Annotated in this window: 22 protein-coding genes; 9 read left to right on the forward strand and 13 right to left on the reverse strand. The window is 47.1% G+C overall.

All coding sequences use genetic code 11. From position 1 onward, the window contains the following. Positions 1 to 129: 129 nt before the first annotated feature. Positions 130 to 327 (reverse strand): ferredoxin, encoded by a 198-nt coding sequence (locus B7990_RS00530; protein WP_014546849.1) that lies wholly within the window; start codon positions 325 to 327, stop codon positions 130 to 132. Positions 328 to 619: 292 nt separating this feature from the next. On the opposite strand from B7990_RS00530, the gene B7990_RS00535 reads away from it, so the two are divergent. From B7990_RS00535 to B7990_RS00555, 5 genes are all read left to right on the forward strand, one after another. Then, entirely contained in the window at positions 620 to 1,165 is a 546-nt protein-coding gene (locus B7990_RS00535) for a hypothetical protein (protein WP_088639134.1), read from the forward strand. Positions 1,166 to 1,313: 148 nt separating this feature from the next. Continuing rightward, complete coding sequence (argB, locus tag B7990_RS00540; RefSeq protein ID WP_014546850.1) at positions 1,314 to 2,105, forward strand: acetylglutamate kinase; 792 nt, start codon at positions 1,314 to 1,316, stop codon at positions 2,103 to 2,105. Then, a complete protein-coding gene (locus tag B7990_RS00545; RefSeq protein ID WP_088639135.1) occupies positions 2,086 to 3,297 on the forward strand; it encodes an aspartate aminotransferase family protein in 1,212 nt (403 codons plus the stop codon). The genes argB and B7990_RS00545 overlap by 20 nt, the downstream gene beginning before the upstream one ends. A 298-nt stretch (positions 3,298 to 3,595) precedes the next feature. Further along, positions 3,596 to 4,300 (forward strand): hypothetical protein, encoded by a 705-nt coding sequence (locus B7990_RS00550; protein ID WP_141099191.1) that lies wholly within the window; start codon positions 3,596 to 3,598, stop codon positions 4,298 to 4,300. A gap of 140 nt (positions 4,301 to 4,440) precedes the next feature. Then, positions 4,441 to 5,421 carry an Rpn family recombination-promoting nuclease/putative transposase gene (locus B7990_RS00555; RefSeq protein WP_088639137.1) on the forward strand — a complete coding sequence of 327 codons (981 nt, stop codon included), beginning with the start codon at positions 4,441 to 4,443 and terminating at the stop codon, positions 5,419 to 5,421. 129 nt (positions 5,422 to 5,550) lie between these two features. Here the strand turns inward: B7990_RS00555 and B7990_RS00560 are convergent, their stop codons facing one another. Continuing rightward, complete coding sequence (locus B7990_RS00560) at positions 5,551 to 6,681, reverse strand: GGDEF domain-containing protein (RefSeq protein ID WP_088639138.1); 1,131 nt, start codon at positions 6,679 to 6,681, stop codon at positions 5,551 to 5,553. A 136-nt stretch (positions 6,682 to 6,817) separates the two neighbouring features. Between B7990_RS00560 and B7990_RS00565 the strand changes: the two genes are divergently transcribed. Continuing rightward, positions 6,818 to 7,654: a site-specific integrase gene (locus tag B7990_RS00565; RefSeq protein ID WP_088639139.1), complete on the forward strand. Its 837-nt coding sequence runs from the start codon at positions 6,818 to 6,820 to the stop codon at positions 7,652 to 7,654. 132 nt (positions 7,655 to 7,786) lie between these two features. On the opposite strand, the gene B7990_RS00570 is transcribed toward B7990_RS00565, so the two are convergent. Beyond that, complete coding sequence (locus B7990_RS00570; protein ID WP_088639913.1) at positions 7,787 to 9,292, reverse strand: radical SAM protein; 1,506 nt, start codon at positions 9,290 to 9,292, stop codon at positions 7,787 to 7,789. Positions 9,293 to 9,381: 89 nt separating this feature from the next. Between B7990_RS00570 and B7990_RS00575 the strand changes: the two genes are divergently transcribed. Continuing rightward, complete coding sequence (locus B7990_RS00575; RefSeq protein ID WP_254917249.1) at positions 9,382 to 9,963, forward strand: toxin-antitoxin system YwqK family antitoxin; 582 nt, start codon at positions 9,382 to 9,384, stop codon at positions 9,961 to 9,963. A gap of 96 nt (positions 9,964 to 10,059) precedes the next feature. Here the strand turns inward: B7990_RS00575 and B7990_RS00580 are convergent, their stop codons facing one another. Genes B7990_RS00580 through B7990_RS00605 form a run of 6 tightly spaced genes read right to left on the reverse strand, consistent with a single transcriptional unit; the run spans position 10,060 to position 16,745 of the window. Continuing rightward, entirely contained in the window at positions 10,060 to 10,815 is a 756-nt protein-coding gene (locus tag B7990_RS00580) for a DedA family protein (RefSeq protein ID WP_088639141.1), read from the reverse strand. 18 nt (positions 10,816 to 10,833) lie between these two features. Next, positions 10,834 to 12,399, reverse strand: a complete 1,566-nt coding sequence (locus B7990_RS00585) for a hypothetical protein (RefSeq protein ID WP_088639142.1) — start codon at positions 12,397 to 12,399, stop codon at positions 10,834 to 10,836. A gap of 7 nt (positions 12,400 to 12,406) precedes the next feature. Then, a complete protein-coding gene (locus tag B7990_RS00590; RefSeq protein ID WP_254917250.1) occupies positions 12,407 to 13,081 on the reverse strand; it encodes a hypothetical protein in 675 nt (224 codons plus the stop codon). 3 nt (positions 13,082 to 13,084) lie between these two features. Further along, entirely contained in the window at positions 13,085 to 14,470 is a 1,386-nt protein-coding gene (locus B7990_RS00595) for a hypothetical protein (protein ID WP_088639143.1), read from the reverse strand. Beyond that, the gene (locus tag B7990_RS00600; protein WP_088639144.1) at positions 14,470 to 16,041 is read right to left on the reverse strand and encodes a hypothetical protein; all 1,572 of its coding nucleotides are present in this window, start codon (positions 16,039 to 16,041) and stop codon (positions 14,470 to 14,472) included. The genes B7990_RS00595 and B7990_RS00600 overlap by 1 nt, the downstream gene beginning before the upstream one ends. Then, the gene (locus B7990_RS00605) at positions 16,038 to 16,745 is read right to left on the reverse strand and encodes a hypothetical protein (protein WP_088639145.1); all 708 of its coding nucleotides are present in this window, start codon (positions 16,743 to 16,745) and stop codon (positions 16,038 to 16,040) included. Before B7990_RS00605 ends, B7990_RS00600 begins: the two co-directional genes overlap by 4 nt. A gap of 62 nt (positions 16,746 to 16,807) precedes the next feature. Here B7990_RS00605 and xseB point away from each other — a divergent pair, with 62 nt between their 5' ends. Beyond that, positions 16,808 to 16,975, forward strand: a complete 168-nt coding sequence (gene xseB / locus B7990_RS00610; RefSeq protein ID WP_244263647.1) for an exodeoxyribonuclease VII small subunit — start codon at positions 16,808 to 16,810, stop codon at positions 16,973 to 16,975. After that, positions 16,975 to 17,799 (forward strand): ABC transporter ATP-binding protein, encoded by an 825-nt coding sequence (locus tag B7990_RS00615; RefSeq protein WP_088639146.1) that lies wholly within the window; start codon positions 16,975 to 16,977, stop codon positions 17,797 to 17,799. The genes xseB and B7990_RS00615 overlap by 1 nt, the downstream gene beginning before the upstream one ends. 61 nt (positions 17,800 to 17,860) lie before the next feature. Here B7990_RS00615 and B7990_RS00620 read toward each other — a convergent pair whose 3' ends face one another. From B7990_RS00620 to B7990_RS00635, 4 genes are read right to left on the reverse strand one after another with little or no spacing between them, the layout of a single operon-like run. Continuing rightward, positions 17,861 to 18,463, reverse strand: coding sequence for an ABC-type transport auxiliary lipoprotein family protein (locus B7990_RS00620; RefSeq protein ID WP_254917251.1), 603 nt, complete (start codon positions 18,461 to 18,463; stop codon positions 17,861 to 17,863). A 12-nt stretch (positions 18,464 to 18,475) separates the two neighbouring features. After that, complete coding sequence (locus B7990_RS00625; RefSeq protein WP_088639147.1) at positions 18,476 to 19,399, reverse strand: MlaD family protein; 924 nt, start codon at positions 19,397 to 19,399, stop codon at positions 18,476 to 18,478. A gap of 12 nt (positions 19,400 to 19,411) precedes the next feature. Next, complete coding sequence (locus tag B7990_RS00630) at positions 19,412 to 20,194, reverse strand: ABC transporter ATP-binding protein (protein ID WP_014546866.1); 783 nt, start codon at positions 20,192 to 20,194, stop codon at positions 19,412 to 19,414. 8 nt (positions 20,195 to 20,202) lie between these two features. Next, entirely contained in the window at positions 20,203 to 21,267 is a 1,065-nt protein-coding gene (locus B7990_RS00635; RefSeq protein WP_088639148.1) for an ABC transporter permease, read from the reverse strand. Positions 21,268 to 21,354: the final 87 nt, after the last annotated feature.

The raw sequence follows: 21,354 nt of genomic DNA on the forward strand, positions 1-21,354 counted from the left end.
TCCCCCTTTTAAAACAAACAAAAACAGCACTCGATAGAATCGAGTGCTGTTTTTGTGTTCAATCTTACAAGATAAGCAAAGCTTCGTACCATCGCGGGGTTCCGCGATAACTTTGCCTAAATGCTCGAATTACGAGAACTTGATCACGCCGGCCGGGCAGCTGTCTGCAGCGTCCTTGATTTCGTTTTCGTATGCGCTGAAGTCAACGCCTTCCTTAACGACCATCTTTTCCGGAACGGAGAAGACTGCATCGCAAGTTGCTTCGCAAGCGCCGCAGGAGACGCATTCGTCGCTAGATTCATCGAGCCAAACTTTCGTAATTGCCATAAAATACCTCTTATATTGGTTAGGTTTTCCCAAAAGATATAAAAAAATTACGCTTGAAGAGTGAAAAAGTGAAAGAAATTTGGAAAAAATGGGGTTTGGCCATTAGTCAATGGTCAATAGTCATTAGCAATAACTAACAACTATTAACTAATAACTAGTAACTCCCAACTCCCAACTCCTAACCAACAACATGTTTTTATATATTCTCATTCAAATGCGTAAATTTGTCTGCCTTATAATCCTATTTTGCTCGTTCTCGTTTGCAAGTCCTCCAAGAGGTTTCTCTGGTCTTATGCATGATTTTGCTTATGCAGATTGGGTTGTAACTCCACTCTCTTTTTATATGAATATTCATAGTGATGTTAATTTGGGTTTTTGGAGCGGCAAGAAAATAGTAGATGGATTGTATTTGAATGGTCAGTCGTTTAATTTTCATTTGGTTGATGACGAAAAAGATTCGTGTACAAGAATTGGTGCTGCCTTTCTTTTGCATACGATTGTTATTCCGATTGCGTTTTATGATTTTTTTGATCCATCCAGTCATTCGATCTATGCATATTGTGCTATGGCATTGTTGCTGAATCCCACGTTGGAATTCTATGTCGTGCGTGAATATGTCCCCATTTCTGTAGGAATTGGTTACAATACAGATTGGTTTGCTTTTAAGCCTAAACGGAAATTTTATTTCCGGGCACATGGCGATGTAAACATCGATTTTCCTTTTGTTAGAGTGACTGCCTCTTATTCCTATTCGTTCTTGGATACTTATGATTTGAAAAAAGGTTTTAGTTTTTATTTGGGTGTAGCCTTGCTCCGTGTTCCAGAGTCAGATAGCTAGTGGTATAATTCATAAAAAATACAGAATAATCTCTACCCACTACCTACTGCTTGCTGCCAACTATTTTTAAATTTGCTTCAAGTTTTTCAAGCATATTCGGGCAATGGTGCTCGCATTTTGCGTGAAAATTATGAGGACATCGTTAACGATGAAAAAAGTGGTTGTAAAAATTGGTGGCAGCTTGGCAATCGATGAAGCCAAGTTGGCCGATTTTGTGGCGGCAGTCAGCAAGCTTCCGGCTATGGGCTGCCAAGTGGCCGTGGTGCACGGCGGTGGCAAGGACATCAACGAGAACATCTCCTTGCTCCGAGAACAACCCACCTTTATCGACGGTCTCCGAGTCACGACGCCTTCTATCATGAAGATGGTCGAAATGACGCTCTCGGGACACGTCAACAAGAAGCTCGTGCGAATGCTCCTCGAAAACAATTGCAACGCTGTCGGCCTCAGTGGCGTCGATGGCAAGTTGTTTGAAGTGGTCAAGAAGCAGGGCAAGGTGGATCTTGGCCTCGTGGGCGAAGTCAAGAAGGTCAATCCGCAGATTGTGGAAACGCTTTGGTCTGCAGGCTTTGTCCCGGTCGTAAGCCCGATTTCTATCGGTCCGGACGAAAACGGCAAGGCTGTGAGCTGGAACGTGAATGCTGATACTGCCGCAAGCGAACTGGCTGTGGCACTCCACGCTGACCAGTTCGTGCTGGTGAGCGATGTTCCGGGCGTGATGGACGATACCAAGACTGTCATTCCTGAACTCACGGAAGATGCAAGCGAAGCCCTCATTGCTTCTGGCGTCATCAACGGCGGCATGATCCCGAAGGTCCGCGAAAGCTTCAAGAGCATTGAACGCGGCCTCAAGAGCATTCACATTGTCGGCTGGAAGGATGCCGACCACTTTGTAAAACAAATTAATGGAGAACTGAACTATGGCACAATCCTTGGCTAATTCCGTTTTTGAAGAAGACAAGCAGTTTATCGCCCCGCTTTATGGCAAGGCCAATATTGAATTTGTCCGTGGCGAAGGTTCTTACTTGTTCGACAAGAACGGCAAGAAGTATCTTGACTTTGTCGCTGGCATCGCCGTGAACGCTCTCGGCCACCAGAACGCCGCAATCAAGAAGGCTGTCGAAGAACAGATGGACAGCTTCTTCCACATTTCGAACCTTTATCCGAACTACCCGCAGGTGAACCTCGCTAAGGCTCTCCTCGCTGCAACGGGTTTCGACAAGGCTTTCTTCTGCAATTCCGGTACCGAAGCTAACGAAGGCTGCATCAAGTTTGCTCGTAAGTATTTCGATCGCAAGGGTGAAAAGAACCGCCAGAAGATCGTAACGTTCATCAACAGCTTCCACGGTCGTACATTTGCTGCCCTTTCTGCAACGGGTCAGCCGGCCATCCGCGAAGGCTTTGGCTCCATGCCGGGTGACTTTGTTCACGTTCCTTGGAACGATGTCGCAGCCCTCAAGGCCGAAGTCAACAACGACACTTGCGCCATCATGCTTGAATCTCTCGCTGCCGAAGGTGGCGTGATGACCGTTTCCGATGAAATGGTCGCTGCAATCAACAGCTTGAAGAAAGAATTTGGCTGCCTCGTGATTGTCGACGAAGTCCAGGCAGGTATGGGCCGTCTCGGCACATTCCTCGGCCTCCAGAAGCATGGCATTGATGCTGACCTCGTGTCGCTTGCCAAGGCTCTTGGCGGCGGTCTCCCGCTCGGTGCTGTGCTCCTCCGCCAGAAGGTTGCTGACCAGCTCAAGGCGGGCGATCATGGCACGACGTTTGGTGGTAACCCGGTTGCTTGTGCCGTCGGTCTCGCTGTCGTGAACCAGATTGCAAAGCCGGAATTCCTCGCCAATGTCGAAGCTCGCTCCGCTCAGCTCAAGGCAGGCCTCGAAGCTATCGCAGCTAAGTTCCCGGCAGTGAAGGGCGTACGTGGTGAAGGCCTTATTCTCGGTCTCGCTCTCGACGAATCGCTCCCGGTCGGTAACGTAATTGCTGCCGCCCGCGACGAAGGCATGATGGTCCTCAGCGCTAAGGGCAACGTGCTACGTTTGCTCCCGCCGCTGAACGTCTCCGCCGCCGAATGCGACGAAGCTTTGACGAAGCTTGAAAAGGCTTTTGCAACAGCTACAAAGTAAACCGCGGCGCACTTGTCATGCCCGCGAAGGCGGGCATCACCTTTTAAAAACAGCCTATGGATAAACTCCATAGGCTAATTTTTTTGCATTCTGTATGTTTATTTATGTAGTTTATACAACGATGAAATCCTCGAAGTTAATAAGCGTTTTTGTTGCAATCCTTTTGACCTTGTTTTGCGTTTCTTGTTCTAAATCGAACGAGGAACCAGTTTCTAGTTTAAAGGAGTCGGGATCTGTTTATACAAAAGACTATTTTGTTCTGCGGCCATTTCATATAGCGTTGCCCAAGGGATATTCTGTGGAAAATATTCCTCATTTTGAGTTGGGTATTTACGAGATTAAAGACTCTGTAGGGCGTAAGCTTATGACTTTCATTCAAATGACGTACTATCATGGTGCATATCCGATTTCGTTTTTGCCTCCAAAAAATCCTAATGAGTTTAGCGAGGCGGGAAGGCTTGATACGGTTGTAACTATCGATGGAGTAAAAACTAAAAAGCGACAAGTTTATATTTGGTCTGATCGAACTCCGTTAAAGCGAAAAAGTTGGCAACCTCCTGAAATAGTTGAGTTTATTTATTATCCCGATCAGGTTGATTCGTCTATTTGTGAAAACATCATTCGTTCTGTAAAAATCCATAGTTATAATAAAGATTATATGTGCAATATTTATGTGTCTGAAAATAATTCTTTAGAAGGAACAAAAATGTCTAAAATGCGCAATTCGCAGATAAAAGATGTTCAAACATTGGTAAAAGATATTGAGTTGTTGCCTGCTGTATCTGCAAAACAGGACTTCTTTGAAAAGAGCGGAAAATACCTATTCCTCGCCGATTGCTTTATGAATGATGAATACAAGGGCTCTTTCCATATCAATGATTCCTGTGAAATTGGATGGAACGGAAAATACGCTGAAAAAGAAGACATCCTTGATTTGCTGGATGCCATGGAAGATAAACAGTTTAAAGAAAAGCTCGTGAAAAAGTGCAACTTTTCTCGATGAGATTTTATCTATTGTAAAATTTAAAAAATCTTTGAGAATTTTTAGGCCAAATGGGCTTCTAAAACGTGTTAATATAAAGGACGGGGAGCAATTTTCTGTCTATGAACCCGACATTTTCGGGGCTTTAACAACGGAAAAATATGGATAATAATATTGTGGCCGAAACGAAAAATAGCCATGGTGAAATGATTGGTGAGGCGAAAACTTTTGAAGAATACAAGGGCGCAGGCGTTTTCGCGGATCTTCTTCTCGACAGAACATTTAAGAAGGCTTTTAATCCCGACACGCAAAATAAGGTTTGCCTGATTGCTCTTTTGAACGCCGTGCTTGAAGGCGAAATAGCGTCACCGATTGTCGATGTGCAGTCCCGTAACAAGGAATACAGCGACGGATCGAACGAAAATCGAACTTCTGTCTTTGACTTGCACTGTATTGATTCTGCTCAGCGTAGGTTCATCATCGAAGTGCAGATTCTTTTTCAGAAAAACATAGTCAATCGTTCGATTTATTACGCCTCGCAGACGATTGTTGCTCAGGGGCAACGCGGTAAAAAGTACAATTACGAATTGAATCCTGTCGTTACGGTCGTGTTCATGGAATTTAACGTGTTTGCAGGTGACCGCTACATCCGCCGTGCAAAGCTTCGAGAAATGAACGGAGCTAGTATCAGCGATACTCTCAATTTTGCGTTTGTGGAGCTTCCGAAGTTCAACAAGCCTTTGGATGAGCTTGAAACGACGCTCGACAAGGCGCTTTACGCGCTTAAGAACATGAAAAACATGACGCAGATGCCCAAGCAGTATGTGAACACGGTGTTCGAACTCTTGTTTTCGACAGCGAAATTGGCTAAATTATCGAAAGAGGAACAGAAGATGATTGACGAAGCACAGAAAGCCAAGTGGGACAACTACGCAATCCATAAAGCGGCTATTGATAGTGGCTTGCAACAGGGCTTGCAACAAGGTTTGCGTCAAGGCTTGCAACAGGGGCTGAATGTTGCTAGGCAAGAAATGGCGAAGAAAATGCTGTTGAAAAAGAAGCCGATTGATGAAATTACTGAATTCACAGAACTATCTGAAGCAGAAATCCTTGCAATCAAGGCTGATTTAGATAAAGCTTGAATTGCTCACTCGTCACCTTAAAAATGCAAAAGCCTGGACTTAGTTCCAGGTCTTTTTGTATGTTTGGCGCATTGTCGCTTTCCTATAGCAAAACCTTCCTACTGTCTATTTCCTACTGCCTGCTACTTACTATCTCCCTTCCCGTGACGCTTTCTTTTGCTGGTACATGTGCTCGTCGGCTTCTGCAATGATTTCTTCTTCGGAATGCAGGCCTGTTGTGCGGACTGCAAAGCCGTAGGCTGCGCTTTCTGTAATTCCCTGAACCTGAGTTTGCTTGGATTCTTCAATAAAACGCTCTAGGAAGGCTTCGCATTTTGTACGGTTGAACTTGGGAATAATCACCAAAAATTCATCGCCTCCGGTGCGGATGGCTTCGGCGTTTTCGGGTAGGATCTTCTTTAAAATATTGGCGAAGTTCTGGATATATTCATCCCCTTTGTTGTGCCCATAGTTATCGTTAATTTTCTTGAGGTGGTTTAGGTCGAACATCACGTAGCTGCACGGGAGCTTGCGCTTCACGTCGTCAGGGTTCATTATCAGGTAGTTTCTGTTAAAAAGGCCTGTCATGGCATCGTTGAAGCTGAGCTTTTCGAGTAATTTGTGCGAAGTGTTTTCGCTGACCTGTACACCGACAAAAAGGCAAACAATTACAAAAATCACGCTGACGATATCCACGCGGATTCCTTCGACATATGGTGCTGCCGAGCCTGCGATAAAGGGCAGAATAAAGTAGATTATAAAGAAAATGACGGTTCGTCTTCCGAACTGCTTGCGGAAATAAATGATGATTCCCGCCATAAGGATGCCCCAGATGCCGGTCGCAAGCCAAGAAACGAGAGTTTCGTTTGTAGTCCAGTCGCGGGTGATATCGCCTGTAGAAACGTCTACGATGACGTTTACTAAAAAGTCGAGGATGCATAGCGCGTAAATCGTGTAACGCATGATTTTGTGCGGTTCGCATTTCCTGTTTTCGAGGAATGCAAATACATATTTCGAAAAAAAGAAAATGCACAGCGCGCTTGAAACAAAGCTGACTAAATCGACAATGGCATAAACGGGAACCGAAAGTTCACCGTCGCAAATATGGATGATAGCGTATGTGATGATTACGCCATGGTAGGCGATAATCATGCCTGTAAAGTTATATTGAAGCCTGTCGTTACGCCAGTGACCGACCCAGAGAAGGACTAAAATGAGGAACAGGATGGAAAGGCTGAACAAGTCGATACAGATATTTATCGCCTGGATAATATCGTTCATGGCTCCCTCCGCTAAAAAATGTGCAATAAATCGTAATATAAATATAATCTATGAATATGGGATGTTTTAAACAGAAGTCGAAATAATTGAAAAACGTGATTAGATTCAGCCTCCATTTTAAACAATTGGAGGTTTTATGCGTTTTTTGGACTGTGCGCTTGACTATTTAAAGAAAGATGCTGATGAACTCGCACCTTTGACGGTACGCACGTATTACTGGAATTTGAAGAAAATTTCGCTATTTGACCCAGGACTTGAATGCGAAAATGTGACTTCCGAGACGGTGCGGAATTACAAACGCCACTTGGAAACGCTCCACAACAAGGAGGCGACTGTGATCAAGGCGCTTTCGGTGTTTCGCATCTTTTGCAACAAGATGAGGGCTGATGGCATAATTCAAGGCGATCCGTTTGAAAACGTGAAGGTGGGGCGAGCCTACTCGCGTCGTGGATTTTTGACGTTGCGTGAGCTGAAACATCTTTATTTGAGTTACATGGAGTCGCATGTCGCTTTGACGCGGGCAGAAGATGACGTGATGCGCGTGTTCCTGTTCAGCTGTTTTACGGGACTCCGTTACGGGGACTTGCGCACACTTGATGCGTCTGAAATTTTTGACTGGAAAATCCGTAAGCAAATGCATAAGACGGGCGAGGCGGTGTACATCCCGATTCCTGTGCAGGCGCGGCTGTTGCTCCCGAACCCGCTAACGTCTGGGCGTGTGTTCCATGTGGTGGAAAACTCGACGTTTAATCGCACACTCCGCAAAGCGGCTAAAAAGCTAGGGCATTACAAGTATGTCCATTGCCACTTGGCGCGGCATACATTTGCAACAACATGCATTACGATTGGAATCCCGCTCCCGGCAACGAGCAAACTTCTCGGCCACCGCAATTTGGATACGACACTCATTTATGCAAAATACGTCGATACGTTTTTGGACAAAGAAATGAAAAAGTTTGATCGGCTGAAATGATGGCTGAAAAAAACGGCCCGCTTATTTGCGGGTCGCTTTTGAAATTTAACTGGATTCTTCGAGGCTATTCGCCTCTCAGAATGACGTATGATTCCAAGGAAAGGAGTCTAGAGGGAAACCTCGGGTTTCCCTTTACTCTTTAATCGTCGGAGCTTGTCTTGCGACCGGGGCGAGTTCACCATGCTTTCTGAACAGGTGCTTCACGAGCGTGCCGAATCCACGGAGGACGCGGTAACGTTCACGCGGGTTCTTGATGGCCATGATGCCCTGACGGATGATGTAGCTCGGACGCAGGTAGAATTCACGGCGGGCCTTGTCGCAGAAGTCCACGAGAGCCTGGCTTGTGAGTTCGCCGCGCTGGATTGTAGTGCGGTGGAAACCGTCCTTGTCGAGCCACTGGCTGTAATCCTTCGACTTCAAGGCTCCACTTTCAAGAGCTTCCTTGTAGGCTTCGGTGCCGGGGTAAGCCATGATGGGGTAGAACTGGGCCGTGTTCGGGTTCAGCTTCTTGGCATAGTCGAGCGTCATGCGGAGTGTTTCCGGCGTGTCGCCCGGGTTACCGACCATGAAGCATCCGTGAACGAGGAGTCCTGCCTTGCGGGCATTCTTCGTAAATTCAATAGCCTTGTCGGTGTTCTTCACGCCCTTGTGGATCTTTTCGAGAACCTCGGGGGAGGCGCTTTCGAAGCCCACGCACATTTCGCGGCCACCGGCCTTCTTCATGAGCTTGAGCAAGTCGAGCGGCACATCGGCGCGGGCATTGCAGCTCCACGTAATCTTGAGGCCACGTTCGAGAATCAAGTTGCAAATCTGGCGCACGTGTTCGTGGCTTGCCGTAAACGTATCGTCTTCAAAGAACACTTCGCCTAAATCTTCGAAGTTTTCCTTGATGTACTGGAGTTCGTCGACAACATCCTTCGGATCGCGGCGGCGGAACTTGTGGCCGTTGAGCGTCTGCGGAATCACACAGTAGCTGCAGTGGTTCGGGCAACCGCGGCCACTGAGAATCACGATGAGCGGGTTCAGGTTTGCGCCATAGAAATACTTCTTGTAGCAGCTGTAAAGATGCTTGCGATAGACCTTGGAAACCCACGGGATTTCGTTCAGGTTTTCAATCTTCGGGCCTTCGGGCTGGAAGTCCACCTTGCCTTCGGCGGTGCGGTAGGCAAGGCCTGCAAACTGACCGACCGGAGCGCCATCGCCACGCAGTGCGCGGACGAGGTTCCTACAGGTGTAGTCGGCTTCGCCAATCACCACATAGTCCAAAGATGGTTCCATTTCCATGGATTCGAGCGGCTCGGCCGTGGCGTGTGTGCCCATGATGGCAACCTTCACGTTCGGCAAAGCTTCTTTAATCGCATGGACGACCTTGAGGTCATTCAAAATACTCGGAGTGCTTGTGCTGCAAATAACGAGTTCCGGGCCGAACTTCTTGATGCCTTCGAGCGTCTGGGGCAAGTCAAGTTCCATGGCGGGGCTGTCAATCAGCTGGATTTCGTTACCGTCGGCCTCACAAACGCCGGCAGCATAGCTCAAAAACATGGGCCAGTAAAGCGTACTGGACTTCGTAACACACGGGGATCTGGATTCCCGACTGAACATCGGGTGGAAGGGGGGATTTAAAAAAGTAACGTTCATGACGCTCACAAAATACATAATCTAAAAGGATTATGCTACATTATAATGCAATGAAAAAGCGTTTTTTTACAATTTTTGCGTGTATAGTGATGGGATGCACGGCAATCCCGGCTTTTGCGGCGCCAAAGTCCAATAATGTGGCTCTTGATACGGTCCGTATGACATTTGATGACGGACGTGTGGCGAGAATTTACACGGTCAAAAAGGGTACTGACGTGCGCGAGGGGGTAGCTCTTTCGTACCATCCGAATGGGAAATTAGCCGTTGAAGCTCCGTATAGGGATGGCAAGTTGGATGGGGTTTTACGTTCGTACGATGAAAACGGGATGCCGCTTGAAACTGTTGGCTATATGGATGGGGAAGAAGAGGGCTTTAGCATTATTTATTACCAAAACGGCAAAAAGAAACGCCGCGAATCTTACCATCGCGGAGTTCTGAATGGCATGTCCGAAGAATGGTATGAAAATGGAAAGCTCTATCGCCAAATTCCATTTGATAATGGACAAATTCACGGAGTCTTTAAAGTGTATGACGAAATGGGATTCTTAGCTGAGGATATGAACTTCGTTCGCGGAATCCGCAATGGCCTTTACCACCGCTACACTTTTGGCAAGGTTACTCTAGAAGCGGAATTCCAGAATAACCGCTGCGTCAAGAATTGCAATTTTTAGTCATTGGTCAATGGTCGTTGGTCTTTAGTTATATAAGTGCGCTGAAAGCGCCAAACTTAAAATTGATGACTAATAACTAACAACTAACGACTGCCCTCACTTTTTCTTTGGCTTTACAGCGCTCCAGACCATGTAGCCGATGAAAAGTACGCCGAAGCCAAGCAACGCAATGGCAAGTTCGGAGTTGTATTTTTCGATGATGTCCTTTTGACCGTGGGCAAGATAGCCGAGCAGCGCTAAGACGCAATTCCAGATGGCTGCACCGAGGAACGTGTAGAGCGTAAACGGGGCGAGCTTCATTTTTGCAAGGCCCGCCGGGATTGAAATCAGCTGGCGGATGACCGTGATGAGGCGGCCGACGAACGTCGAAATGGCGCCGTGTTCGCGGAAGTAGTTTTCGGCCTTTTCGACCTTTTCGACATCGAGCAGCAAAAAGTGCCCGATGCGGCTGTCGGCGAACTTGTAGATAATCGGCCGTCCGAGAATCTTTGCGAGATAGTAGTTGATGTAGGCTCCGATGAGAGCGCCGAATGTCGCAAACAGGACGATGAGTGCGATGTTGAGGCCCGAACCCGGCTGCAAAGCCTTGTAAGCGGCGGGCGGCACGACAAGTTCAGACGGGAACGGAATGAACGAGCTTTCAATCGCCATCAAGAGTGTAATGGTGCCGTAGTTCAAGTTGTCATTGTACCAGTCGATAATTTGGTTGTAAATCCCTGTCGATTTTGCGGTATCGGCTGCGGTGCTTGCGAGAGCGCCTGCTGCGTCTACAGAAGCTGTATCGGCTGCGAATGAAAAAGCGGTAAAGAGGAGAGCTAAGGCAATAGTTGTTTTAAAGGCTGTATTTTTCATTGGGTCAAATTTAGAAAATTAAAAATAGAAGTAGAGGCCGACGCCGAGGAGGGCGGCGCCTGTTCCTAGTAAAATGCCTCCGGCAATCGCTTTGTTGTCTCCCTGATCGACAAGCTTCTTGTTCTTTTTGACTTTGTCCTGATAATTCTTGCCTTTGACAGCGCCAGGAATTTTAAGGTCTTTCTTGATTTCGTCGGCGTCGTTGTAGTCCAGGTGGGCAAAGTACATCATCAAGGATCCGATGAGGATTGTTCCTGCCGCACCTCCGATAAACGCTTCCCCAAGAGTCTGCATTTTTTTATCGTGTAGCCATTTTTTTTGCTTTTCGATTTCATCGAAATTGGTCAGCTTTTCAAGATCTATGCTTAAGTCGATTTGCGAAACGGGCGCCACAAAGAAGCTTACAAGCGTGTCTCGGTAGCCCGCTTTGCGGATTAAAAGGCTGTCTGTTCCCATGTTGTATGCCGGGAATTTATCTGGAGTTTGGGCTATCGCCTTGGAACGCTTTGTAATAGGCGAATTTGCCTTGTAGATGTTTGCCCCTTCGGGGAATGTGAGAATCCTGATCTCGGGTGCGACGCGCTTAAGCTTGAGTGAAACATGGACGGTGTCGCCTGGTAGTGGTATAATGTTTGTGCTTGCGCCCCAGAGGTGCCGATCGACGTTCCAGTATGCATGCACCGTAAATTTGGCTGTATCCGTGGTGACAAATGTGCAGGGTGATTTGCATATGGCTTCATCGTCTACGCGCGAAATTGTAGCCCCGTCGGGGTCCGTCTCGATATGGATATAAGATCTGTCCTTCTTTGTTTTTATGGTCTCTTTGCCTTGTGCGTCGAGAAGCTGATTCTTTAATTTGTTGTTTGTGATGGCGTCGCTGAAAGCGGTTTCCCTGGACACGTTTACGCTTGCTCTATGCAGCATTGGAAGTGAATCTTCATAGAAGGCGTGGGTCAAGTTCAATGTCAAGCTGTCTGTCTTGATGTTGGAAACGATTTCTCCGAGATAGATGGACTTAAATCCATGGGATGCGAGTTCGCTTTGAATGCAGATGTTGTCATCGCAGTTTTGAATATCGCTTTTACGCATGATTTGCAGGTTCTCGCCGGATTCCATCAAAATGCGGGCTGTGAGTGCCGTGAACTGATCGGCAATGCTTTGCGTGACACCTTCGGTCGTGTAGGCGATAAGAACTGTTTTGTGCGGCTGTTGGACCTTTTTTTCGGTTGTTACAGAATCTTGTTTAGGGACCTCGACGGTATCTGTTTTTGCAATGGTAGCGCTTGAAAGTGCCGTTGTCGAACTCGAGGCTACAGAACTCGAACTAGGTATGGTTTGCGGAGATCCGTTTAGCAGGTCGTTCCCGTGTTCATCGATAATTTTCTTGAATTGTTTTTTTGCAATTCTTACAACTGTAAATTTGTTCTGAATGTAGCCGCCGAGGCTTACGGTGTCGTTTTCGATGCCGAGGAACTTTGCTCGTTGATGGGTGCCAGACAGCAGTTCGACATCCACAAAAATCCCTTCGGAATCGGCGAAGGCGGCTGTTAACGCGAAAGCGATAATTAAGAAGATCTTTTTCATGTTCTACCTAAAATGAAAGGACGAATCCTGCGGTGAGAAATGTTAAACCTGTAAAAAAGAAAATTCCAGAGACCGTTTTGGCGGTTTGTGCGCTACCTTTATGATCTTTAAAATTCATCTTGTGCTCATCGTATTTTTCGTTCATAAAGTGAGTTTGTTCCATTGCCTTTTTGTGGTCCTTGGCTTTGCTTATATTGTATAGCGAAACTATTGCTGAAATCCCGCTGATCGTAAAAGGCGCAATGGATGCCCATCGTAGGTAACTCCCGAGGATGCGCTTGTTTCTGTGTCTCATAAGTTTTTGGTTGTTCTCGATGGTTTCTTCGTCATACGTCTGGCGTAGTGCTACAATTATGAAAGACGTGTCCTTGTCTGACAGCTTGATGTTTATAGTCGTGTCTGCGTAATCTGGATGGAAAAATGAAACGATGACATTGTCCTCTCCGCTAGAAACGGGGATGAACGCCGGCGAAACGTAACTGGGTCTGCTTGCGAAATCAGGCTGTAATGTGCCTGTGTACAAATCGACCGTTGAAGGGTTCGTTGCTATATGCAGATAACGGGTGACGGTTTCTTGCGAAGTACTTTTGAGCGTGTCTTGCAGAGAGTCCTGTTGTCCCAAGGAAATATTGCAAAGTGTAAAAAGCAAAATGAAAATGATGGAGGCCTTGTTTGATGTCATCGCTTATTCCTCCGTTTTTGAAAATGGTCCTGTAATTTTTGTCTCAGTACCATTGACTTTGATTTTCCAATAAACATTGGGAGCCTTGTTACGAGCATAGTCTTCGGCTCTTATGACAAGATTGCATTCTTTTTTGCATGTATTCGGTATTGACAGTATGTGATTTTCGAATTTTGTTTGTAATGAATCGTTGTTGATGAAAGCCTGGTTTTTTGAAGCGTTGACGCCTGCACCATTATCGAAAATGAAAAATCTTAGTGCAGAATTTGTTTGTACCACGGTCTCGACGGGAACCATATTGGGCTTGACTTTGTCGCGCAAGAACAGCGTGTCTGTCGTTGTTTTCGTGCTGGGCGCCAGATCAACCATCATGGAATCACAGCCGAATTCTGTACGGATGCTGTCGCAAACGACAATTTTGATATTTGATTGAGGTTGCAGCTCCTCGCGGATGACGGTATTGGCTTTAGCATTGGATATTCTAAAGAGTGTATCTCCTGTAGCTGAAATGATGGCCCCGTTCAGCGAGGATTTTTCGGGGTACTGATCAAATTGGCATGCGACAGGAATTTCGATGATGGAATTTTCGCTGTTGTGCAGCTTTGTCGAAAAACTGAAGATTTCGCTAAATGCGTGTTCTACGGAACCTCTACCATTTTTGATGGATGCTTCTACAGCCCAGTAGATTGTAGAACTTTCCATGTCGTGGTTGATGGAATCTCCTTTTTCGTCGATATATAAATCAAGCTCGCCGAGTAGGTTGACGCCTTCGGAACAGTAGGTGTCGCCAAGTGGTGCGCTCCAGACGGAATCTTTGTCATAGCTGGCGTAAATGGTGCAAAAGGAGGTTTCCCAAGGGTCGATGCCAGAAACATTCCACAAAAGCTCAAGACCATTTTCATTTTTTCCGTCAACTTGATTGTAGTTGTTTGCCGGAGTCTGGAGTGAAACGGTAGATGGCGTGTTTACGTAGATTGTGGCGTCCGTTCGAATGGTATCTCCGATATGGTCTACGGTTTCGAACGTGACTTTGTGAATCCCGGCCTTGTCAAAGCTTTGGTAAACCGTAGATGCGTTTACGTCCTTGTTGTCGATTAGCCATCTGTGTGTGTTGTAATACGGAGTCGACTCTTCTGAGGAAATGTAATTTCCATCAAGGGAATAGATGCCGCATATTTTGATTTTTTCGTTGACATTGACAAAGAATTCATCGGATGGATGGTAGCGCTTGCTTTCGTATGGATTTCCGTAATAGCTTTCTGGAACCACAAAAATAGATTGCGTTATTTCGGGAATGTCCGATGAATTTATTTTGAAATCAGTGCAGGCGGTAAGCAAAAAAGATGCTGTTGCAAAGACTACTGAAATTGGAAAAATTTTGTGTTGCATTATTCTTCCTCCTTCGATGTGGCTTTAGTAACTGTGAGTGTCCAGTTCTTGCTTTGCTGCATGCCGTTTGTATAGATGACTGTAGACTGTATTGTTTGCTCTGGTTCAAAAAGACTTGCTTCAAGGTTTGCCCTATATGAGTTGTTTTTTGATCCAGGAATTGAAATGATCGACTTGTTTTGAGTGATGTTGAAAAATTTTATGGTATCTACTTTGAAATCGAATGGATTGTGGTCTATGACGAAAAAGTCGATAGATTCATTGCTTGCAATTGTTGTATCGTTGTTTGTGTCAAACCAGAATGTACTTGGCATGATATAGAACGACTTTTTAGCGGAATTCTGGCTTCTGTCCATTGCGGAAATGTTGAGAATCCTATAGGCCCAGCTCTGGTCTGTTTTTTTGAGAATCACCGTTAAAATGCTGTCTTTGTATGTTTTGTCTACAACGGGTTCGCCTTCCAAGTTGACGGAAATATTTTGTAGTGAAATGGCTTCTCCTCCGTCTTTGACGATGAACTGGAGTGTATCGGCGTAAGCGATGGTGTCGTGACTGGAAAATGTCTTAATGACAGGCGCAATTGAATCGGAGAATTTTATAGACCTTGTGGTTGTTATAAAGCCATCGTTTATGCTGATGTCTTCGATGATCTCATTAAAGTCCGAATAGTCGGAACTTATTGCTAAGTGGTAATCACCTGCGGGAATGCTTCCCAATGAAATTTCATTATTCGTCTTAGAAATGGAAAAGTTGTAATGGATGGGTGTGTTTTGGCTGCGAGTGTTCTGTAATGATAGATGTACTGGAACTGCTGTCGCGTTTCCGATGTCAATGGTCGAATTAAAAGATCCTTCGCCAGGAAGCCCCTTTGTGAAAAAGAAGGATTCGATTTTTTCTTCTGAAACCAGGTCGTATTCGTTTATGGCTTGAACGGTCCATTTGTATTTCTTTAATGGATTCAGCTTGTTGTGGTATATGAAATGCGGCTCTGTTAAAACGGTATCGATTGTTGTGAATGTAGATTTTGCATTTGCGTAGCTTTGCTCGCTCAGGGTAAAGGAGTAACGATGCGCAAGTTTGATCCCTTCGGTTTTTGCACTCCATGTAAAGTAAATAGCCTCGTAGGGGTCGATTGCCTGAGTCCCTTCGGCGGGCGTGAAGGTGCTGTCGTTTAATGTTGGACTTGGCGCAATCCAGATTTCTAGCGAGTCATAGTGCATGTCCCCGAAGTAATCTTTTAGCATGAATGTGAATTTGTGGTACCCGGGTTCTGTAATTTGTTTTTTGAAATTGTATTCCGAAGAACAATATTTCCCGTCCATCAACCATTGGTAATCTTGAACTTTGATGATTTTATTGGGGCTGATTGTGGTGATGAAATAAACGGTGTCGTTGATGTTGAAAGTATCTGCCTTGACGATTTTCGAATAGTCCGTCATGGAATTCGAAAGTGTTGTCTCAACCTTGATATCGACTGCTTGTGCGGCATCGAATAAATGGTCGTCAGAATTGAAGCAGGACTGGAGCAGAAATGCTGTAACAGCAACGAGGAAGCCTTTTAAGTAATTCATTTTGCCTCCAGAGTGTCAACGACATAAAAACTTTTATAGGCGATCGTGTCTGAGTCTCCGTATAAATCGCGGACAATGATGCGGAATGAGTGTTTCCCGGCTTTGAAGCCGGATTGCTTGACTTGCATAAGGGTTCCGACATCGTATTGCGTACTGTCGATTTCTAGAATGTGGAAAAGCGTGTCTCCATTGGCTAAATCCATGTCTAGACTGTACCACTCGAATAAGAATGCAGATTCTTTTGTCCCGTAGAGCGTATCGCCATTTACGGGAATTGTAGAATCTGAAAGGACTGGGGCGGTGTTGATGATGACTGAAAATTCGTAAGTCTGCTTGTTGCTTTCTTTGTCGCTTACTGTGAGTTTATTTGGAATTGCGCTTTCGGAACGGCTTGGATAAAAAGTGAACTGTTCCCCTTTTTGAAGTAGGCTGTCTTTCCCTTCAAATGTGTAGTACCATTTGAACGAGAGGTCCTTCTGTAATTTTTCAGGTTCGACGGTTGCTAAAATGGTTGCTGAATCTGACGGGTGCACCTTGAGATCGGTTGAGTAGTCGCCCTTGTCTTGCTTGATTTTGATGTTTACGGATTCGACGGGCTGTAAATCGTCTGGATCGCTGGGGGCGTCGAGACAACCAGCAAGAAATACGCCTAAAAGGGCGATGGTTACAAAAAGGGGGAATATGGAACGGTAGAACAAATTCATTTGAATTAAATCTAACTATATTCGTGAATATGAGTGCGCAAAATTTTGAATATAAAAACGCAATGACGCGTTTAGAAGAAATTCTTTCGAAAATCGACAATTCCGAGATGGAAATAGATGAACTTGCTGTTGAGGTTCAAGAGGCTACGCAGCTTTTGCGCAAGTGTAGGCAGATTTTGATTGCGACCGAAAAGAATGTTCAGGACGCTCTTGCTGAGTTGGATGGTTGATGAATACCGAAAAATTTGATAGTACGGTTCCTGCTATCGAGGTAAACGGGCTTACGGTCAAGTTCCCGATTCGCGGGGGCGTTTTTAGCAAGGTCAAGGATTATTTCACTGCCGTAGACAATGTCTCGTTCACGCTCCCGCAAGGGAAGATTCTTTCGATCGTGGGGGAGTCTGGGTGCGGCAAGTCGACTCTCGTGAAGTCTTTAGTAGGGCTTGTGCCGGTTTCTAGCGGTAAAGTTAATTTGTTTGGACTGCCGGTGAATGGCGGCAAAGCAGGAACTGGGAAGGATTTTGTGCGCGTCTCGGACCTGGTGCAGATGATTTTCCAGGATCCGTTCAGCAGCTTGAACCCGCGCCAGACGGTGACGGAAATCTTGACGGCGCCCGTGATTGCTCGCGGCGTTCCGTATGACGAGGCTTGTGCCCGTGCTGTAGAACTGTTGGACCGCGTCTCGCTCCCGGCAGGGGCGATGGACAAGTTCCCGCATGAGTTTTCGGGCGGTCAGCGCCAGCGCCTTTGCATTGCGCGTAGCTTGATGGTGCGCCCGAAGGTGCTGCTCTGTGACGAAGTGACGAGTGCCTTGGACGTGTCCGTGCAGGCGCAAATCTTGCATTTGCTCGATGATCTGCGTAATGAACTTGGGCTTAGCATTCTCTTTATCAGCCACGATATGCAGGTTGTTCGCGCGTTAAGCGACGAAGTTCTGGTGATGTACTTTGGGCATGCCGTAGAGCACGGCCCTGCCGATGAAGTCCTCACGAACCCGCAAAACGACTATACGAAAAAATTGCTGGCGAGCGTCCCGACCATTAGACGGGAATGAAAAAGGCGGACTTAGGTCCGCCTTGCAATTCTTCCTACTTCCTACCGCCTACTTCCTACTATTATTTCACTTTCGCGATATTTTCCAAAGCGTCTTGCATGTACTTGGCGTAGAGCTTCGAGAGCGCTTCGGCTGCGGAATGGGCATCGCGCTTGTTCATGCTCTGGCGCTCGTCGTAGCGCTTTTCCCACAGCGGAGTTTCTTCACCGGCTTTGCGGAACGTGAGCTGCACGGCGAGGTGGGCTTCCTGCGAATCGCCTTCGTCAATTTCTTCGATTGCATCGACATTGCCGAGCAATTCAAAGTCCGGCTTGCCCATCGGCTTCAAGTCCACAGACTTGAACATGTTGCTCTTGATTAGGTATTCACTTGCGACCTGCGTGAGGATCTGTTCTGGACGCGTGGCCCACAGATCTCTATTGTAGAACATAAAGTCGTACGGCGATTCGCGGTAGACGATGTTCGTGCGCTGGTAGGCTGGGTCGATCGTAAATTTCTTGACGTGCACACGGGTGTCGCTTGATGCACCCGAGGTCGAAATGGATTCCGCAGAAATTGTGTAGTAGCGGGATGGTTCGGTCGATCCGCCGCCACAACCTGTGAGCGCGAATACAGAAAGGAGTGCGGCAACAGCCAAAAAACGATTTGCTTTGAAAATGCGCATGGTTTCTCCTTGTTAACGACCGCTCTTGGCTTCGGAGCGGATAAGTGCGGACGGGTTGTTCTTGATTTTCTGGGTAAATTCTTCGAGGTTTTCGAGAATCACGTTGAGTTCATCTATGGCGTTTCCGACCTGGTCTTCGTTCTTGTAAACGATGGCGTCCACGCGCTGCGTGAGCTTGTTCATCGATTCGGTGGTCTGCATCAGGTTCTCGTTCAAGCCCTTGGTGTCGATGGCTTCGAGCTTTTCCTTGAGCACCGTAAGGTTCTGTTCGGTCTTTGCGGCGAGCTTCGCTTCTTCGATTTCTGCAAGAATCTTCTGTAGCGAAGTGGCGGACTTGCTCATCGTCTTGAGCGGCTTGCCGAGGTCATCTGTCAAATGGCTCAGGTTTGCGGTCGTCTTTTCGAGATTCTTGAGCGTACGCGTAATGGTTTCCGCGTTGTCCGGGGTAAGCAAAATGGAAAGCCCGTCTACGATCGGCGTGACCTTGCCAAAGAGGTCGCCCACCTGGCCTGTAATCTGGTCGAACATAGATGTGGCCGCTGGTACGAGGCCGCCTTCAGGAACGTTCGGTTCGCTGAAAGATCCTCCCGAGAGGATCACTTGTTTTTCACCGGTGAGGTTCATGCCCGCAGTCATGCCTGCACGGGTGCCGATCTTGATCGGGGTCCCGCGCTGCACCTTGAATTCAACGACGACCTGGTTCAAGTCTTTCTCGTTGATGGTGATGTTCGTGACGCTACCGACGGCGATACCGTTCAGCTTCACCTTGGCATCGACAAAAAGCCCGTTCACGTCTGTGTCGAAAATGGTGTAGTAGTTGTCGTATTGTTCGCTCAGATAACGTTTGAGCACGTAACCCAGGAATACGCAAATAAGCACTCCGCAAAAGAGCATAAATGCGCCAAGTTTTATTCTTTCGGATCGGGTGGTTTCCATTATTTCTCCAACTCAATCAATAAAATCAAAGTGGTAAAAGTCTTCGGCATTGTATTCTTTCGGGCACTGCCTATTGAAGAAATGCCTGAGGATGGGATCGTCAGATTCCATGCCTTCTTTCAAAGTCGCATCTTTCAGAACGTAACCGTCCTTGAGGTACACAAAGCGGTCGCAGACGATCTTGATGCTTTCAAGTTCGTGGCTCACGATCACCATCGAGACGCCGAGCGTGTCGCGCAGTTCGAGGAGCAGTTCGTCGAGCGAACGGGCGGTCACCGGGTCAAGGCCTGTGGACGGTTCATCGCAGAACAGGAGTTCCGGCTTGAGTGCAATCGCGCGGGCAAGCGCCGCACGCTTTTTCATACCGCCAGAAATCTCGCCGGGGAACTTGTGGAACGCGTGGAGCAGGTGCACCTTTTCGAGACGGTCTGCGACAATCGCTTCCATCTGGCTCTTGGGCATGTAGGGCATGCTGCGCTTGAGCGGGAGCATCGCGTTTTCGGCGACGGTCAAGTCCGCAAGCAGAGCGCCACTCTGGAAGAGGACGCCTGTGCGCATACGCGTTTCGCTGTCGAGGCCTTCCTTGGGGCCGAACGACTTTCCGAAGTAAGTGATCGTTCCTTCATCGGACTTGATGAACTTGAGCACGTTGTTTAAGAGAGTCGATTTACCGCAACCGGAGCTACCGAGCACCATGCGGATTTCGCCCTTCTTGACGCCAAACGAAATATCCTTGAGGATTGTCTCGTTGCCGTAGCTCGCTTTCAAATGGTCAACTTTTAGAATTTCGTCCATATTGACCTCTAGTAGAAAATGAAGGCGAAAAGGGTATCAGAAATCACGATCGTGCAAATTGCAGCCACGACGCTGGACGTGGTCGCCTTACCGACCGCTTCTGCACCGCCATGGGCGTTGAGGCCCTTGTTGCAGGCGATGAGTGTTACAATCCAGCCAAATACGAGCGCCTTGATCGTGCTCTTGAGGAACGTCATCGGGTCGATGCCGTCGCGAAGCCCCATCATGTAGTTCGAGAAAGAAATATCGCAGAAGAAATACGCAATGAGGAATCCGGCAAAACTGCCGACGATGGATGCGCTAAACGAGAGGATCGGTGTCGTGATGCTCAAGGCGATGAATCTCGGGACCACGAGGTACTGCACCGGCGGGATGGCCATGGACTTCAATGCCTTGACTTCTTCGCAGACGCTCATGTTTGCAATTTCTGCTGCCATGGCGCTACCGGAACGCCCTGCCAAAATAATCGTCGTGAGGAGCGGGCCGATTTCTGCAAAAATGAGGAACCCAAGCCCCGAAGCGAGGTAAGAACCGCCGCCGACCGCATTCAGCATCACTGAACTCTGGAGAGCCATCGTAAGGCAGATAAGGCCCACGAACAGGAAGCAAATGCCCATGGCTTCACTGCCCGACTTGAACATCTGCTTGGTGATACCGCCAAAGTGGATTTTACCCTTGTCGAACGGTCCGACAAGCGTCCAGTAAATCGCCGTAAAGAGCAAAATAAGGACTTCGAAGACTTCCTTGAGCAGCGAAAAACCGGCACCACCCATCATTTCGAGGATGTTGTTGGTTTCGCGCTGCGGCTTCTCGGGCGGAGCCATCTTGCGGAGGTTTTGCAAATGCTGCTTGATTTCGGGCGAAAAATGCTCAAGAACGAGCTTGTTGCCCGTCTTTTCGGAGAGTTCCGCTAAAAGTGCAAAAAAGGCATCGGCGCTATAGTCCATCGAGGTCAGGCTTGATCCGTCCAGATGAAGCTCCCCTTTGGTGAGGGCACTCCTGCAACTCGAAAGCAGCTTTTTGCTGTTCGCGGCAGTGAGAGCGCTAGGTAAAACTATCGATGTCGTTTCCATTGGGCGACAATTTAGAAAAAATATGCGATTTAAATATGGTAATAATGACAGACTATTAAATATACGTGATGAAATGCAAAAATACGG

Source organism: Fibrobacter sp. UWB4, from assembly GCF_002210345.1.
In the GTDB taxonomy this organism is placed as follows: domain Bacteria; phylum Fibrobacterota; class Fibrobacteria; order Fibrobacterales; family Fibrobacteraceae; genus Fibrobacter.

Bases quoted from the DNA above. Each gene is read 5' to 3' on its own strand.
- B7990_RS00530 (WP_014546849.1), bottom strand. From the start codon at position 327: ATGGCAATTACGAAAGTTTGGCTCGATGAATCTAGCGACGAATGCGTC.
- B7990_RS00535 (WP_088639134.1), top strand. From the start codon at position 620: ATGCATGATTTTGCTTATGCAGATTGGGTTGTAACTCCACTCTCTTTT.
- argB (WP_014546850.1), top strand. From the start codon at position 1,314: ATGAAAAAAGTGGTTGTAAAAATTGGTGGCAGCTTGGCAATCGATGAA.
- B7990_RS00545 (WP_088639135.1), top strand. From the start codon at position 2,086: ATGGCACAATCCTTGGCTAATTCCGTTTTTGAAGAAGACAAGCAGTTT.
- B7990_RS00555 (WP_088639137.1), top strand. From the start codon at position 4,441: ATGGATAATAATATTGTGGCCGAAACGAAAAATAGCCATGGTGAAATG.
- B7990_RS00560 (WP_088639138.1), bottom strand. From the start codon at position 6,681: ATGAACGATATTATCCAGGCGATAAATATCTGTATCGACTTGTTCAGC.
- B7990_RS00565 (WP_088639139.1), top strand. From the start codon at position 6,818: ATGCGTTTTTTGGACTGTGCGCTTGACTATTTAAAGAAAGATGCTGAT.
- B7990_RS00570 (WP_088639913.1), bottom strand. From the start codon at position 9,292: ATGAACGTTACTTTTTTAAATCCCCCCTTCCACCCGATGTTCAGTCGG.
- B7990_RS00575 (WP_254917249.1), top strand. From the start codon at position 9,382: ATGGGATGCACGGCAATCCCGGCTTTTGCGGCGCCAAAGTCCAATAAT.
- B7990_RS00580 (WP_088639141.1), bottom strand. From the start codon at position 10,815: ATGAAAAATACAGCCTTTAAAACAACTATTGCCTTAGCTCTCCTCTTT.
- B7990_RS00585 (WP_088639142.1), bottom strand. From the start codon at position 12,399: ATGAAAAAGATCTTCTTAATTATCGCTTTCGCGTTAACAGCCGCCTTC.
- B7990_RS00590 (WP_254917250.1), bottom strand. From the start codon at position 13,081: ATGACATCAAACAAGGCCTCCATCATTTTCATTTTGCTTTTTACACTT.
- B7990_RS00595 (WP_088639143.1), bottom strand. From the start codon at position 14,470: ATGCAACACAAAATTTTTCCAATTTCAGTAGTCTTTGCAACAGCATCT.
- B7990_RS00600 (WP_088639144.1), bottom strand. From the start codon at position 16,041: ATGAATTACTTAAAAGGCTTCCTCGTTGCTGTTACAGCATTTCTGCTC.
- B7990_RS00605 (WP_088639145.1), bottom strand. From the start codon at position 16,745: ATGAATTTGTTCTACCGTTCCATATTCCCCCTTTTTGTAACCATCGCC.
- xseB (WP_244263647.1), top strand. From the start codon at position 16,808: ATGACGCGTTTAGAAGAAATTCTTTCGAAAATCGACAATTCCGAGATG.
- B7990_RS00615 (WP_088639146.1), top strand. From the start codon at position 16,975: ATGAATACCGAAAAATTTGATAGTACGGTTCCTGCTATCGAGGTAAAC.
- B7990_RS00620 (WP_254917251.1), bottom strand. From the start codon at position 18,463: ATGCGCATTTTCAAAGCAAATCGTTTTTTGGCTGTTGCCGCACTCCTT.
- B7990_RS00625 (WP_088639147.1), bottom strand. From the start codon at position 19,399: ATGGAAACCACCCGATCCGAAAGAATAAAACTTGGCGCATTTATGCTC.
- B7990_RS00630 (WP_014546866.1), bottom strand. From the start codon at position 20,194: ATGGACGAAATTCTAAAAGTTGACCATTTGAAAGCGAGCTACGGCAAC.
- B7990_RS00635 (WP_088639148.1), bottom strand. From the start codon at position 21,267: ATGGAAACGACATCGATAGTTTTACCTAGCGCTCTCACTGCCGCGAAC.